Source organism: Shewanella violacea DSS12 (genome assembly GCF_000091325.1).
Taxonomy (GTDB): Bacteria; Pseudomonadota; Gammaproteobacteria; order Enterobacterales; family Shewanellaceae; genus Shewanella; species Shewanella violacea.
Map to the genome: position 1 here is coordinate 1828503 of NC_014012.1, position 15966 is coordinate 1844468.

The following is a 15966-nucleotide window of genomic DNA, read 5'->3' on the forward strand; positions in this document are numbered from 1 at the left end:
GTAATAACAAATGTCTCAGCTTGTATCTTGCCATGTTATTAATGTTCATTTCTGAATTCATTAAATTTTTATTCTTACACTCACTAAGTGTCTATATCTAAAGGGATTATTACCTATCCGTTTATTTAGTTAATAATGTAGGTTAATTACACTTGTATCAATTGTTATCATTGAGCTTATTTCCTTGTTACACATGTTGACCCGAGATCGCTTTTTTTACATTATTAAACCAGAGGTAGATGTTAGTTAACTTTACCGGTTAGATAAAATAACAAACATTAATAATAATAAATTCGTCATCTTGCCAGATTAATTCATTTAAATTTTTAATTAATGATTCATGACGGTGAGGTGATAAGGGGAATATATGAACACTTTGACCTTAACAGCAAAAGCAGTACGGTTCGGTTTATTAGCGGCAGCAGGCTCAACAGTTGCATTTTCTGGTTTAGCATTTGCTCAAGAGCAAGGTGATGATGCGAAAGTAGAACGAATTGAAGTAACAGGTTCGCGGATCCAAAGAACGGATATGGAAACAGCCAGTCCGGTTACAATTATCGATGCCAGTGCTATCCGAGCTTCTGGGGCAACATCTATCGATGAAGTATTACAGAAGATGACAGCGACCGGCGGAGCCATGACCAACCCGGGTATCAATAATGGCTCTGGAGGAGATGCATCCATCAACCTTAGGGGCTTAGGCTCTCAGCGTACTCTAGTCTTGGTTAACAGCCGTCGTATGGTTAACTCAGGTACAGGTGCTGCTTCTACTGTTGATTTAAATACCATTCCTGTATCCATGATTAAGCGCGTCGAGATTTTAAAAGATGGTGCATCGGCTGTTTATGGCTCTGATGCCGTTGCCGGTGTGGTTAACATTATTCTTAAAGATGACTTCGAAGGTTTAGAAGCTAATGTGCAAACAGGTATATCTGGACAGGGCGATGCTCAAGAGACCAGTTTTGACCTAACCATGGGGGGGAGTTTTGATCGCGGTAATGTCGTTATGGGCTTACAGTTTATGGACCGTGGTGAGGCAAGTATGGCCGACCGTAAGTCAACCCAGTGCGACTACTATGAACGTACCAATACAAGTGGCAATCTTGAACTTTATTGTGGTGGTAGCTCATACACTCCAGGGGGACACATCTGGGGTTCCTATGATACGGGTGAAGTAGATAAAAATGGCGATAAAATATTTGAAAGCCGTGATAGCCTTCAAGGAAATGCAGATGGCTCTTGGCATGAGTTTAGCGATGATGATAGATATAACTACAATGCATTAAGTTACCTCTATACACCCATGAAGCGTGTAAATTTAACCGCTCTTGGCAATTTTGAACTTACAGATTCTATCAACTTGTTTAGTGAAGCCATGTATTCAAAACGCTGGTCAGAACAGCAGATGGCGCCACAGCCAATTTGGACTGATCCATTCACTTATACAGAAGAGATGGGTGACAGCTTAACAGGCAGTGGTTACGAATATGGAGACTCAATTGATTACGGACGTCGTATGGCTGATGTTGGTAATCGCGAGTTTGCTCAAGTCGTAGATACTATACGTGTCGTTGTTGGGGTCGATGGCATGCTAGAAAATGGTTGGACCTGGGATACCTCCATTAACTATGGTCGTAATGATTCGGTTGACCGTTTAGCTAATCTAATAAACATGGGTTCAGTTAATGATGGCATAGAAGACGGGACATTTAATCCTCTTGATCAAGCATCTTGGTCTCAAGAGAATATGAACGAATATTTATATACCAGAATTAACTCTGGTGGCAGTGAAATGTTCATCGTTTCGGGTAATCTATCCGGTGAAATAATGGAGTTGCCTGCGGGTTATTTAGGTTTTGCTACGGGTCTTGAGCATAGAACCGAGAAAGCTTGGTTTATTCCTGATTCATTATCTTCCCAAGGCATGGCCAATGATCCTAAGGTTGAGCCAACGAGTGGTGAATATGATGTTAGCGAAGCTTACATAGAATTGGCCATACCTTTATTGTCAGGCCTTCCGTTTGCCGAGCAAGTTGATTTAAGTGCAGCTATGAGGTATTTCGATTACAGCACATTTGGTAGTGACAGTACTTGGAAGCTAGGTCTAACTTGGCGTGTAACTGATGATCTTATGCTTAGAAGTGTTGCATCAACAGCATTCAGAGCGCCGTCGGTAGATGAGCTTTATTCAGGCAAGTCACCTTCATTTGATCAAATTAAACATCCAGTTGGCCAAGCTCAAGCCGAAGTGACTCGTGGCGGCAACCCGAACTTGACCCCAGAAGAAGCTGAGACCTTTACCGCCGGTTTCGTTTATTCTCCTTCATGGTTTGATGGTTTCTCGGTTACAGCGGATTACTATGATATCTCGGTCACTAACTCAATAGCGTTAGTTGATTCGCAGTATATTGTTGACCAATGTATGGACGCACAAGGTAAGCCTATCAACACTGGGGCTAGCTTATGTCAATCGGCTGATATTAAGATGGGCAGCGGTAATCGCATCACCTTTAACAACCAATTGCAAAACATAGGTGCTGAAAATACCTCAGGTATAGATATCAACTTGGCATATACTTTTGACGCTGTTGGACTAGCTTGGAGAACGGGTCTGGACAGCACTATCTTACTTGAAAATGAGTCGATTATTCTGGGAGAAGCTATCGATTATGCAGGGCTTATTACTTCAGGCAGTGGTGGTTTTGCTAAATATAAGACCAACTTTGATTTAGGTGTAGAAGGAGATAGCTGGGGAGGAAGTTATCAAGCGCGTTACATCTCAGGAATGGATAGCTATGCGTGTCAAAGTGACCCATCAGCATGTTATGCGCCGTCAACGGATAGCATTGTTTACCATGATATTTCAGCTTCGTACTTTCTATCGAATAGCTGGACAATATCAGCCGGTGTAAACAACTTACTTGATGAAGATGCACCTTATTACACGGGTAATAACGATGCCAATACCGACCCGTATACCTACGATACATTGGGCCGTTACTTCTATCTACAAGCGAGTGTGAAGCTGTAAATAGCATTTATTTATCACCCCCTCAAGCCGACACTTAAGTGTCGGCTTTTTCATTTTTAAATGATTAAACGGAGTCACTCTGGATACACAGCCAAGATTAGATCATGACGTGACAGGTATGTTTAGGACTTCTGACTCATATTAATGGTCAATTATTTAAAAATGACTGTCAAATTCATGATAAATCTTATACAAAATAGCTCTAGATAATAAAAAGAAGCAGGTTCTTAATGAAACAGGCTCAGAGTTATAAGCCGAACATGATGGTAGGGGATCAATCTTATCCGGCCTATCAGTTACGCAATATACTGGCTTATCTCCGCCAACATTATGGTGAAGAAGGGCTGTCGCTCTTATGCTCTCAAATCGGAGTCTGTGAACAAGCGCTAGCGCATCAGCAAGTTATTTATGTGTGGCAAGCTGATTTCGCCATGGAGTTTCTGCAAACATATACTAAAGACGCTGAAATAGGTGCCAAAGTGGGCTCTCAATATTCGGTGAAGGATTTAGATTTTTTACTGAGTTTTTTTAGTCGCTGCGAGACTATCGGCGATTGTTTGCAGTTTGTACTGACCCATCCTGAGCTTGTTGGCAGCTTTACCGATACCTTAATCAGTAATGAAGATGGCAAATTGCACGTTCGCTGGTTAAACACTGGGAAAATCAAACCTGAACGATACTCATGCCAATTTCAGCACAGCGTTTGCGGCTTGCTGACAGTAGGTAAAGGCTTGGCCGGTCAAGCCATCTTAGCCGATAAAATATTTTTGACTGAAAGCCAAAGAGACGCCAAGTTCTTATCTTCGGTCACTGGGGCTGAGGTGATATTTGATGCTGAATTTAATGAATGGACCATAGATCACAAGTATCTCTCACTACCAGTCATTTATCGTTTCGACAAAACTAATAGCAATACCACTTCAAACCAGCAGGTTTCTTATATCCAAGTCTTGCTCGATGAACTGCGTCAGTCTTTTCCCGATTGCCCCAATATGGCACAGATGGCGAGTAGCCAGAATATCAGTAGTCGAACCTTACGTCGTAGAATCTCACAATCTGGTACCAGCTATCAGAAGTTGGTGGATCAGGTTCGCTGTCAGGCTGCCATCGGCTTGATTTTATCGGGTCATAAGAGCATAGAGCAGATAGCCGAAATGATGGGTTTTGGTGAAGTTAGCCACTTTCGACAAAGCTTTAAACATTGGCTGGGCCATCCACCCGGTCATTTCCTGCGCCTGAATGAGAAGCTTATTTAATTTCACAACTCACAACTCACAATGAACGATGAGAAGACCCAGGTCCAGTGACCTAAGATCCAGCCTAGAGTCTTACCATTGGCAGTTGCCTAAGGATGGAGGCAGAGCGTCTATCCAGCTTATTATTAGCTCTACCGCTTCGGTGTGAATTAAGCTGCGGCCCAAAGGTGGCATCCTGTCTTTAGGCTCACTCAGCTCTTGTCTATAGGCTAATATCGAGTGTTCACCATCTCCGGGAACGATATCGTAAGATAACCCCCTGGGGCCGCCATCCCAGCCTGGTGGTTGTTTGCATAAGCCATATTGATAGCTGGTATGGTCGACATTAAAGCCTAACCTGAGTCCAGAGATACTGGCAAAGCCTTCGGCCCTGTGACAGTGAGCGCAGTTGATATCTAAGTAGCCTTTTACCCTAAGAGTAAGGTCTGCATCGGTATTGAATAGGTTAGGAGCATGAGCTATCTCTGTAGCGGTCCCACTGGCAATGTCATCAGTATTGGGTAAGTCTGCCAGCATGGAAAGGTTCTGCCACAGGGTTAATTGGTTTATGAACTGACCTTGATGCTGGATATCGTGATTGAGTAGGTGGGCTTTTAGTCCTATGGGGCTGATAAGGCTAGTGCCGTCACGATTTAGTTGGTGGCATAACTTACATTCCGCGCGGCTAGGAACATGGTAATCGAAGCTTTCCGTCCTGCCTTGATGGTTTAAGGTATGAGGGATGTCGCCCCCGGTTTGAATCAGAGTCGCTTTGCCGTCTTGCCACTGATAGGGCAAGGTCGTCCAGCCAGTTGCTCTGCGGATCAGTAATCGGGTCTCAATCAATACTTCATTTTCGGCGCCGCTGACTTGAGTGTCATAGGGCATGGAGAAGGTCTTAGCCAGTACTGTACCTATGGGAAAGTCGAAGGCTTCACTGGGGTGAAACTTGGCCTGCTTACCCTCTGGAATGAAGATAAACCTATGCTTGTTGGCGTAGTTAGTAAATAACTGGCTTGATAATTGGTACAAGATCCCTGGTGATACAGGGCTCGATGTTGGCCTGCTTGGATCGATAAATAGTCCGTATTGGGCTAAGTTATCGCAATTTTCCGTTAACAGGGCATCCCAATTGATGCTACTGGTGCCGAGTTCACATACTGATGTTGGCGAGGGAGGAGTGGGCGTTGTCGCTGTATCTGTTACTGAGTCTTGTTGGGCATTTGAGTAACTGCCTGATCTGCCACAGGCAGTTATCAGTGTGATGACTAACAATAGCAGGCTTGAGCTGCGCATAGTGACACCTATAACTGTGATGGTAAAAGGTCAGGAGTTATACCTATTTATTTAAAGCAAGGCCGGGGTTAGCCGGCCTTATTTGAGTAATACTTTATACTGAAACTCAGCGGTTATGGTGAACAAGTGGCTACAGGTAGCCTTTTGATCCACTCATGGATAAGCGCAACACCTTCACCGTGTGACAGACCTCGGCCAATCTCAGGCATACGATCTCCCGGGAGATTAGTCTCCATTCTGAAATGTAGGATAGAGCTCTCCGGTGCTGTTGGCACAATATCGTAACCCAGCTCTCCGCCGCCATAGGCGACTGGAGATTTACAGGTACCGTGACCGTCAGAGTAAGGTCTCCAATATTCCAGTGTAAGACCTGTGTTGGATGCATTGCCCTCGGGACGATGACAATGAGCACAGTTCACATCCAGATAGCCCTTGGCCGTGGCCATCAGCTGTACATCGGTTAATGACGCTAAGCCTGTTTCATCGCCATCTGAATACGCTGGCACAGTATCGATAGTCGCCACGTCGGGAACACCTTGGAGTATGCCTGCTGACTGCCACTTGAGTAACTGGTTCATGGTGCCATCGGCATAGGCATAGTCTTTATTCAGGTGACGCGCCTTAGGACCGATTGGTACGAACACCGCTGGGCTGTCGGCATCAAGCTTGAACTGATGACATTGCTTACAGTTATTCATGCTGGGAACGACGTAATCGAAGGCTAAGGTTTCACCATTATGGACGATTTGCTTACCTTGAATGGCTCCAGCCTTGGCCAGTACAGCATCAGATTGCTCGGAGTTATATACGTAGGGCAGGGCTGTCCAGCCGGTATCACGGCGAATAAGTAGACGAGTTTCAATTATATCTTCATTTACAATGCCACGTTGACTGGTATTGGCCGGTAAGGCGAAGGTTTTGCTGATCACTGTGCCGACAGGGAAGTCCATGCTTTCCTGAACCGAGTAACTGGCCATTTTTCCTTCAGGGACAAAGACGAAACGATACTTGCTCGAATAGTCGGTAAATAGTTGGGTGTTCATGTCGTAAGGCATGCCACCTGAGTTTGCGCCAGTAGAGGGATCTTTGGTATCGGCAAACAAGTTATAATCCGATAGCTTGGGGCAATTTGCACCCAGTAAAGCATCCCAGTTGACCTCAGAGCCTGTGGTTTCACACAGAGCCTGGTCTCCGTCACCGACTAGGCCGCCTTCACCTTCACCTATACTGCCGCCACCACCGATTAGGATGCCACCATCACAGCCTGCGACATCATCATCGACGCCACAACCAAATATCTGCTCCCCAAATGTTACCGTATGAACCGGTAAGCTGACCTGAGCACATTTAAGTAGTTCGGCTTGTGTCGATTCAAACAAGACATCTGCAATGCTGACATCTGTGTTGTCATTGGCATAGAGTCGACCTATAGATACATCACCATTATTACTGGCACAGACATTATCACTGCCGTCTGTGGCAAATGGCATTTCCTGTAGGCCTAAATAAGCCGCGGTGCCATTATTAGATAACATCTCGCCGAGGCCATCATAGAGCACGCCTGGGAATTGACCGTGGGTTAACAGATACGCAGTGATAATATCGTCGATAAGATAACCGTTGGGTTTTTTACCATAGCCTGTGATCACATTATCATGGAGGTAAATGTTTCTTGGGGTGGGTCTCCAGCCATCCTGGATCGGTTGATTTTCCTGAGCGTAACTCGCCACAAAAGCGCCCATGTCAGGTTCGGCGATAAAGAAGCTGGCAATGGTGACTGCCATAGTATCGTGGTTGGTTATTTCGTTGTTGAAGATCTCGACATTATCGGTAGACAGAATAATCATACCGGTTCCTGGGGGAACGATGTGAACACCTGCCGGATTGGCTGAGGCGTTGGCAAAGTTCTTGGTGTTGTTGTCATAAATCTTGTTATTGAAAATTCGGACACTGGATCCATATCTATGATTGTTGATCGGCAAGTCGAAGACTAAGATACCGCCGGTATTACCCATGGCTTCGTTGCCATATACATCGGCGTATTTAGAGTTTTCAATTTCGATACCCGCCACGTTTTCCTTGGCGATATTGTTTCGAACCACGATATATTGAGACTGACCTACATAGATACCTGCATCGGCGCTGCCGCGGACATAGCTATCTTCGATGAGGATATTTTCACATTCGACAGGATAGAGACCATAGGCTCCGTTGCCTTCATCTAACTCACCTTCCCACACAGTAGCGAGTCGGCGTAAGATAATGCCGTTAGTGTTTTTAAGCTTGATACCATTGTTCTTGGCTTCGTTAACTGACATATCCTGAATAATGATATTGATGGCATTTTGTACGAAGATGCCATCACCGGAAATTGACTCAGAGAAGTCTAATACGGTTTCATCCATACCGTATCCCATGATGGTGATGTTCTTAGCATAGGTACCATCACCGTCCACATCGCCATCGAACAGCAGAGTAGATGCTATCTTGAAATTGCCCTTTGGCAGTACGATGACATCACCGGTTTGTGCATTGATCAGGGCTTCCTGAATACGTATGGTGAGGTTCTCGCCGGCCTCAATCATGATTGCGCCTTGGGGAAAACTTGGGGATGATTCAGGGCTTGGTACGACAGTGCTTTTATCTTCTTCGACAATGGGATCATCATCAGATGAACAACCTGAGATACTTAGCGCGATGGCACTGGCCACTAATGATGGGATTAACCAAGATGGTTTCTTGTTGAACATAGCGTCTCCTGCTTATTTTTATTATTCCTCCCCTAGATTGCACGGACGTACCATATATACAATGTGAAATCCGGCCAACAAATTCATAACAATTGGGTGTTATTTGGATGGGAATAAAAATTAAACAAGTGTTTGTTTTTTTATCTATATAAAACAGGGTGAAACAGGGACTAACTAAACAGCTAGCTTGGACATGAACTTATTTATTGTTTTTACGCTAGCCTGTATATATTTGTCATTGACTCCTTGCTACTAAGGCGAGCGCGACAGAAATAATGATTTGTTGTAGATTTTTATACAAAAAGTGCAGATAAATATCCATATTTCAGCTGATTATATGGGCCTTCTCTATTATATTTTTACTCGATCCTGAATGGATTTAACGCTTCATTATAATCGCCAATGTTGTTCGCCGAGTAACCCGCAGCCCCGTCGGTTAGCATTGGGCTAATCCAATGGCCTTTCTTGGTGTTGGTATTTGTGTAGGTATTAGCGAAGGGGAATGACAATTGCGTTTGAATGGAACAATGATGAGATCGCTGATTTATTCTGGGTATAAAAAAGGCCGCGATGCGGCCTGATTAGTCAGTATTTATTTTGATACCGATTGGTATTTAGAGATCGATACCGAAACCTATGATGAACTGATAATCATCCTGTTTAGGGAAGCTCATATCGGCATTTTGCTGTGGTTTATTGATATGATCCCAGACAAAAGAAAGATCTAAATCAAACATGTCGGTCAGCGCGATGGAGAATCCGGCTAATGCATGGTGAGTGTAACCGCCTGATGCATCACTTCCGTAGTTCACTCGGTAGAGAGTGTTGAAGTCGATATCATCTGTGACTTCAGTATCGTAAACGGTTTCAACCACAAGAGCCGCACTGCTCTCATCTTCACTCTGTCCCTCTAACACATTATCAAACTTAGTATAAGTGTATGCAGGACCGCCACTTATGCTCCAGTTTGTTTTAGGTGAATCGATAATGTCGTAACCGACACCGAAACCAAGTGTTGCCTTATATTTATAGTTAAGGAAAGGGTCAATATAGATTTCAGCGAAGACAGGGCGTAAATAGAACTGCTTAGATAAGTACCAGTCAAAGTTGGTGTTGATTCTTTGATTATTGATGGTTTCATCACCATCAGTTTTCGAATAGTTACCTATATAGTCAAGGTTATATCTTGACTCTGTGGTGCGTCGGCGTGTATTGGCAATGGCACTATAATCGACTTGATCTGTATTACCCGATCTTAGGTTTGCTCCCAGTGAAACCTTACTAGACCAGTAATTGGCTTCGGTCTGCTTACCAGCGATAATGGTCATTATTTGAGTGCTATCAAACTCTTCCCCATCGATGAAAGTTTTGCCACCTTTAACCAAGAGTTTACCTGTCTTAGTCGTTAAATCGGTAAAACCTATGCTGACAACTCCTTCGCTCTGAAGGACCTTAATATCTGCCCAGTCGATATACAAGGTACTTAGTTCATCACTTTCAAACTCTAATTTATCATCATAAAGGTTTTTAACTTTACCTTTAAGGAGTTCATTAGAGGTTAATTGTATCCAGTCAAAATCGGCATCCGCTGGTGGATAGAGATCCCCAGGATGCAACTGAGTCATTTGAGGTTTTTGTGGACTAGTTGCGGCAGCATTTGCACTGAAAAATAATGGTAAACATAGTCCTGCGGCACTGATATAAAAGGTAATTTTGTTGAATGGGCTCTTCATCGTTGGTTCCCTGAATGAACGTATTCTAAATATTTCGCGCATTCTATAGAAAATGCTTCCAGTGGGCAATTACCTGTGAGGTTTATTGTTTTTTCGGGAGCTAGAGCACTGTTTTAGTGTTAAATAGCTGAAAGTTTAAAACAGTGCTTGAAATAATGAGGGGGGAATTCGGTGCCACCAGGAAGATGGAATTATTCTAAAATTTTAGTCACCCAAGGTAGCACGAAGTCGGCTATCTGCATCTGCGCTTGAGCATTGGGATGAATTCCGTCTCTTTGCATCAATTCGGGATAGATAGCGATATCTTTCATAAAGAAGGGCATAAGGGTTATTTCATGTTCCTCAGCCAGCTGATTATAAACATCGGCAAACATACGCGCATATCTAGGGCCATAGTTTGGCGGGACCATGACTTCACTCAAGAGCACTTGAGCCTGGGTTTGTTTAGATAATATGATTATTTTTGTAAGATTTTCTTTCAGTTGTTGAGGAGTAAATCCGCGTAATCCGTCATTGCCACCCAATTCGATCAAGACCAACTTAGGCTTACCAGATTCAAGCAGGCTGGGGAGTCTACGCAATCCTCCCGCCGAGGTGTCACCGCTTACAGAGGCGTTTATGATCTCATGTTTTGGTAGTTTAGCTCTTAACAAGTTGACCCAACCTTTATCTTCATCGATACCATAGCTTGCACTTAAGCTATCTCCTAGGATTAATATAGGAGCGGCTAATACTTGAGTGCTTACGAACAGGTAGGTTAAGGTCAGCAGAGTCAGCAAGCGTCTAAGTAAGATTGAATAGAAGGGTTTTATGTCAGATATCAGTGCTATCACAGTAAAGAATCTCGTTAAGTCAGTGGCTACCCAAGAGGGAGAGCTTACTATCCTCAACGGCATCAATATGGATGTCAAGCATGGAGAGAGTATCGCCATTCTTGGGCCATCAGGGTCGGGGAAGTCGACCTTGCTGGGCTTACTTGCGGCCTTAGACTCTCCAAGTTCCGGTGAGATCATTTTAGACGGTGTTGCCATACAGCATTTAGATGAAGAGAAGAAGGCGGCAATGCGCAAGCAGAAGGTCAGTTTTATTTTTCAGTCATTCATGTTGGTCGATACACTCAATGCCCTGGAAAATGTCATGTTACCCGCCGAGTTGGCCGGAATACCTAAGGCTAAAGATAAGGCTAAGGCCATGTTGGAGAGGGTGGGGCTGAGTCATAGGTTGAATCACTTTCCTAATCAACTTTCTGGTGGTGAGCAGCAACGCGTCGCCATCGCCAGGGCATTTATCTGTGAGCCCAAGGTGTTATTTGCCGATGAGCCCACAGGAAACCTGGATGCGGCTAATAGTAAGAAGGTGGCGGACATGTTGTTTGAGCTTAACCGTGAGTGCGAAACGACTCTGGTGTTAGTGACTCACGACCTAGTATTGGCTAAACGATGTGAGCGTCAGTTACTGATGGACTCGGGTGAACTGACAGAGGCTAGGAATAAGCTGTCAGATGCCACAAAACCTGCGGTAGTCATAATAGAGAGTGAGCTAACGAAGGCGGAGGCGAGTTAATGGAGATAAGTCTGGCGTGGCGTTTGTTTAAACGAGAACTCTTGCAGGGGCAACTAGTGCTCATCGTCTTGGCTATCACTCTTGCAGTATTATCTGTGACAGGATTAGCGCGAGTCAGTGAGCGATTACAGTTAGCCATCAATGGCCAAGCATCAAAATTTATTGCTGCCGATAGGATCATTAACTCACCGACTAAACTTGATGAGTCGATTATCAATAAAGCCGATGACATAGGATTGGAGCGAGTTTCCAGCTTACAGTTTAATTCTATGGTCTTTGCGGAGGATAAATTTCAATTAGTCACTGTCCGCGCCGTGGAGCAAGGATACCCTCTCAAGGGCAAGATTGAGCTTAACTCAAATAGCAAAAAGCCCCTACCTGGATTGGGAGAGATCTGGTTTGAAACTCGTTTAGGTGGCTTGTTGGGGTACCCAAAATCCTTAGAGCTAGGTAATGCTCAGTTTACCTTGAGTGAGGAGATCGCACGCTTACCCGATGCCGGTTTTAACCCATTTGCGTCCTCGCCCGTGGTCTTGATGCGCATGGCGGACGTGGCAGGAACAGGTGTGATCCAGCCAGGAAGTCGGGTGACCTACCTGGCGCAGTTTACCGGCAGTGAGACGCAACTGAAACAGTTTGAAGCCTTTGCCAAACCTCTTCTCAACAACAGTCAGCGCTGGATCGATGTGCAAACTGGTGACTCACCCATTGCCGATGCGGTTAAACGGGCGGAACGCTTCCTCTTGCTAGCCAGCCTATTGGGTATTGCCTTGGCCTGTGCGGCAATCGGCATAGCCGCACAGAGATATTGCCAACGTCATTATGATGTTGTTGCCATGCTTAAGACGTTCGGAGCTTCGGGTAAACAGATCCGTACCTTGTTTGGTATGCACTTGTTACTGGTGACCTTGCTCGGGGTTGTACTGGGATTAGTCGGTGGTTTTGTCTTAGATATGGCCATCACCTCTTTCCTTCCGCCTGATATCGCCGCCTATTCTCCGCCTTTCTCCAGACCGATATTACTGGGTCTAGCAACGGGTTTTATCAGCGCCTTCATGTTCTCAGCTTACCCCTTGATGAGGTTATTATCTATTCCGCCCCTGCGGGTTCTGCAGCGTCAATTAGAGGGATTGCAACTGGGAATGTGGCTTCACTTATTATTGAGTCTGACGGCCATGGCGCTGCTTGGCTACCTCTACTCTGGCAGCTTGGTATTGACCCTGACGGTTGTCGCCGGTGTACTCTTACTGGGCTTACTTTTGAGTGTGCTAGGTTTTTTCATGATCCGTATGGGTCATGGCGTGGGCATGAAAACCACAAATCCATTGCAGTTAGCCCTGGCGGGTTTGAGACGTAGGGCTAAACAAAATGCCATACAGCTGGTGGGTTTCAGTAGCGCCCTAGTGTTATTGTTGACCATCTTCGCCCTGAGGCAAGACTTGCTCAATGAATGGCAGAAGCAGCTGCCACAAAATGCGCCCAATTATTTTTTAGTCAACATAGCTCCCGATGAGGTCAGCCCCTTAGAGACGTACCTGGCAACCAATACGGTTAAAACCACAGATATCTACCCTGTGATCAGAGGCCGCTTAACGGCGGTGAATGGTGAGAAGTTCCTCACATCTGATCAGGTTGAGGCTGGCGTCGAGGGCAGGCAAGGGATTTCACGTGAACTAAACCTCACTTGGCGAGACACAGTACCGCCAAATAACGAGATATTAGCAGGGGAATTTAATGTTAACCCTGACGAGGTGTCGGTTGAGTCGGGTATTGCGGAGCGCTTGGATCTTAAGATTGGCGATAGTCTGACCTATATCATCGATAACCAGACCTTAATCGTCAAGGTTGGCAGTATTCGCGCCGTGCATTGGGAGACCATGCAGCCAAATTTCTTCATGATTTTCACTCAGGAGTCGCTGGGGGCATTTTCCTATACATCTATGGCGAGTTTTTATCTCGATGATAACAAGTCCAAGGTCATTCTGGACATCATCAAGCAGTTTCCCACGGTATCCATCATAGATGTGGGCACCATGATTAAACAGTTGCGACAGATAATCGATCAGGTCTCTTTGTCCCTCACCTTAGTGCTTGTGCTGGTGGTGTTGGCCAGTAGCCTAGTCATGATAGCGCAAACCGAGGCGGGTATGGCGAGCAGGCAAAGAGAGCTGGCCGTGTTACGAACCTTCGGGGCTTCAGGCTGGTTATTGAGGATGGCAACCGGACTCGAATTTGCCTTGCTGGGCACCCTAGCCGGATTGCTGGCGGTGATTGTCGCCGAGTTTATTCTATACTTGCTCAAGACTCAGGTGTTCGAGCTAAATGTCTATATGCACTGGCCTTGGTGGGGGCTAGCGCCCTTGTGTGGTGCCGTCACTGTCGCACTCTTAGGTGTGTGGCGTTGCCGACAGTTGCTGAAGAAATCCTGTAGTGAACTACTCAAAGCGGGTTAGTATTCGCGCTTTGAATGAAGGCGAAACCTTAAGGTTTCGCCTTTTATCCTATTTAGATGGAGTGAGTAGTCACATCGTTTGGTGCAACAGATTTGTCGATGGGTATTAGTGGGTTTCTGCTATTGAGGCGCTAGATCTATACTCTTAGTTATGACATTTAATAGTGACTCTCGAATTTATGGTATGACCTCTGTGAAACTGGTTTTGTTGTTATGTATCGCTGGTCTTCTTTTCTCTTATGAGATACATGCAGAATCACAAAGGATACAAGCCGCTCCCGGGAATAATTGGCATAAAGCTTCTGTGAGGGGGCAAGCTGTCGTGTGGACTCGAGAAGTACCGGGAACCTCGATCAAAGAGTTGAAGCTGGAGGCGATAATCGATGCGCCTATCGAACAGGTATGGCGAACGCTCACCCAAGTTGAACATTACACCAAGTTCTTGCCTTATATGGATGAAATCAAGGTCGTTAAGCAAGAGGGAACAGATAGAGCTTACGTCTACCATAGAGTTAATCCGCCCCTTGTGAGTCAAAGAGATTATACCTTACTGGTCGTCAATGAAGTGGACACACAGAAGGGGCGATATTATCGTTATTGGACCCAGAAGAATCAGTTCGGGCCTAAGCCTTTAAAGGGCACAGTGCGTTTAGTGGTTTGTGATGGCAGTTGGTCTCTCAGTGCTCGAGAAGATGGACGAACTCAAGCGACGTATTGGCTCTATACCGATCCAGCGGGCAGTATTCCAGCTTGGCTTGCCAATACCTTCAACACAAGTGGGCTGTACGATATCTTATGGGCCATTGAGGCCAGAGCCCAAGATTTGAGTTGGCAATGATCTCATCTTTTCCCTTTCGGTATTATTGGGTATTAATCTATCAGTGAAGCAAATGCCTGCTCTAACTCGGGATAGGTAAATTTAAATCCCGCTTCCTCAGCCTTAGTGGGAAGTACGTACTGACCTTGGGTTAATAACTCTGACATATCTCCTAGCAGCAGCCTTAAAATAATGGCAGGCATTGGCATTAATGCGGGGCGTTTCAGCGCTCTGCCCAATAGCTTAGAGAATTTATAGTTACTGACGGGAGTGGGGGCGGTGGCATTAAAAATCCCCTGACATTGTGTCTGGTTCAGTAAAAAACTGATTAAACGTATTTGATCGTCTTGATGGATCCAACTCATCCCTTGCTGGCCTGTTCCTATGGGGCCTCCTAAGCCTAATTTAAACGGCAAGAGCATTTTTGCTAGCGCACCGCCGGATAAACCGAGTACTAATCCGGTACGCATAATGCAAACTCTGGTGTTGTCAGATTGAGCCGACAGGGCAAGCTCCTCCCAGTGAGAGCAAATTCTTAAGGGGAAGTCTTGGGTAGTGCTGTCATCGAGTGAACTTAATACATAGGTCTCATCGATGGGCTGAGCGCTTTGTCGACCATAGATACCTACTGCAGAAGCGCTTATCAATACCTGAGGTGGATTATCACTGGCTTTAATTAACTCAGCAATACGTGAAGTTATGTCCCAGCGACTCTGGCAGATCAATTGTTTCTGTTTGTCTGACCAACGCTTATTGGCAATTGGCTCACCCGCAAGATTAATCACAGCGTCAAATTCATTAAAATCTGATAATGACGTCAAATTACCAAGGTATTGATGCTCTGCACCGAGTTGGTGATGAGCCGCAGCGGGAGAGCGGGTTAAAATTGTCAGTTTATGTTCATGACTCAAGACTCTGACAAGCTGGTGGCCAATGAACCCTGTTGCACCTGTGATCAATATTTTCATGGTTCGGCATTTCTAAGGATGAGATTAGTCTTAGCTTCAATTGTAGCAGAGTGATTTGTTTTCCAGCACAAAGCCTTTATATCCATGATGTTTTCGGCTCTTAAAGGCTTGGGGATTAACT

10 protein-coding genes are annotated in these 15966 nt (G+C 45.1%); 5 read left to right on the top strand and 5 right to left on the bottom strand.

Features of this window, described 5'->3' with window-relative positions:
* Positions 1-367 precede the first annotated feature (367 nt).
* Both SVI_RS07535 and SVI_RS07540 read left to right on the top strand, forming a co-directional pair.
* On the top strand, positions 368-3031 hold the full coding sequence (locus SVI_RS07535; protein WP_013050878.1) for a TonB-dependent receptor plug domain-containing protein: 2664 nt from the start codon (positions 368-370) through the stop codon (positions 3029-3031).
* A 230-nt stretch (positions 3032-3261) separates the two neighbouring features.
* Positions 3262-4287, top strand: coding sequence for an AraC family transcriptional regulator (locus SVI_RS07540; RefSeq protein ID WP_041419775.1), 1026 nt, complete (start codon positions 3262-3264; stop codon positions 4285-4287).
* 72 nt (positions 4288-4359) lie between these two features.
* Here the strand turns inward: SVI_RS07540 and SVI_RS07545 are convergent, their stop codons facing one another.
* The 4 genes from SVI_RS07545 to SVI_RS07560 form a co-directional block, all read right to left on the bottom strand.
* Positions 4360-5562, bottom strand: coding sequence for an SO2930 family diheme c-type cytochrome (locus SVI_RS07545; protein ID WP_013050880.1), 1203 nt, complete (start codon positions 5560-5562; stop codon positions 4360-4362).
* 113 nt (positions 5563-5675) lie between these two features.
* On the bottom strand, positions 5676-8312 hold the full coding sequence (locus tag SVI_RS07550) for a parallel beta-helix domain-containing protein (protein WP_041419776.1): 2637 nt from the start codon (positions 8310-8312) through the stop codon (positions 5676-5678).
* A gap of 614 nt (positions 8313-8926) precedes the next feature.
* Positions 8927-10045 carry a DUF481 domain-containing protein gene (locus SVI_RS07555; RefSeq protein ID WP_013050884.1) on the bottom strand — a complete coding sequence of 373 codons (1119 nt, stop codon included), beginning with the start codon at positions 10043-10045 and terminating at the stop codon, positions 8927-8929.
* Between the two features lie 191 nt (positions 10046-10236).
* Entirely contained in the window at positions 10237-10824 is a 588-nt protein-coding gene (locus tag SVI_RS07560) for an arylesterase (protein WP_041420260.1), read from the bottom strand.
* A 31-nt stretch (positions 10825-10855) separates the two neighbouring features.
* Here SVI_RS07560 and SVI_RS07565 point away from each other — a divergent pair, with 31 nt between their 5' ends.
* The 3 genes from SVI_RS07565 to SVI_RS07575 all read left to right on the top strand — a co-directional run bounded on the left by SVI_RS07565 (position 10856) and on the right by SVI_RS07575 (position 14898).
* Positions 10856-11608, top strand: coding sequence for an ABC transporter ATP-binding protein (locus SVI_RS07565; protein ID WP_013050886.1), 753 nt, complete (start codon positions 10856-10858; stop codon positions 11606-11608).
* Positions 11608-14061 carry an ABC transporter permease gene (locus SVI_RS07570; RefSeq protein WP_013050887.1) on the top strand — a complete coding sequence of 818 codons (2454 nt, stop codon included), beginning with the start codon at positions 11608-11610 and terminating at the stop codon, positions 14059-14061. Before SVI_RS07565 ends, SVI_RS07570 begins: the two co-directional genes overlap by 1 nt.
* Before the next feature lie 192 nt (positions 14062-14253).
* Positions 14254-14898, top strand: coding sequence for an START domain-containing protein (locus tag SVI_RS07575; RefSeq protein ID WP_408005167.1), 645 nt, complete (start codon positions 14254-14256; stop codon positions 14896-14898).
* Positions 14899-14930: 32 nt separating this feature from the next.
* Here the strand turns inward: SVI_RS07575 and SVI_RS07580 are convergent, their stop codons facing one another.
* Positions 14931-15845 (bottom strand): TIGR01777 family oxidoreductase, encoded by a 915-nt coding sequence (locus tag SVI_RS07580; protein WP_013050889.1) that lies wholly within the window; start codon positions 15843-15845, stop codon positions 14931-14933.
* Positions 15846-15966 lie beyond the last annotated feature (121 nt).

What these genes read in the sequence shown, in the direction of transcription:
- SVI_RS07545 (WP_013050880.1), bottom strand. Translation starts at nt 5,562, where the DNA reads ATGCGCAGCTCAAGCCTGCTATTGTTAGTCATCACACTGATAACTGCC.
- SVI_RS07565 (WP_013050886.1), top strand. Translation starts at nt 10,856, where the DNA reads ATGTCAGATATCAGTGCTATCACAGTAAAGAATCTCGTTAAGTCAGTG.
- SVI_RS07555 (WP_013050884.1), bottom strand. Translation starts at nt 10,045, where the DNA reads ATGAAGAGCCCATTCAACAAAATTACCTTTTATATCAGTGCCGCAGGA.
- SVI_RS07535 (WP_013050878.1), top strand. Translation starts at nt 368, where the DNA reads ATGAACACTTTGACCTTAACAGCAAAAGCAGTACGGTTCGGTTTATTA.
- SVI_RS07540 (WP_041419775.1), top strand. Translation starts at nt 3,262, where the DNA reads ATGAAACAGGCTCAGAGTTATAAGCCGAACATGATGGTAGGGGATCAA.
- SVI_RS07580 (WP_013050889.1), bottom strand. Translation starts at nt 15,845, where the DNA reads ATGAAAATATTGATCACAGGTGCAACAGGGTTCATTGGCCACCAGCTT.
- SVI_RS07570 (WP_013050887.1), top strand. Translation starts at nt 11,608, where the DNA reads ATGGAGATAAGTCTGGCGTGGCGTTTGTTTAAACGAGAACTCTTGCAG.
- SVI_RS07550 (WP_041419776.1), bottom strand. Translation starts at nt 8,312, where the DNA reads ATGTTCAACAAGAAACCATCTTGGTTAATCCCATCATTAGTGGCCAGT.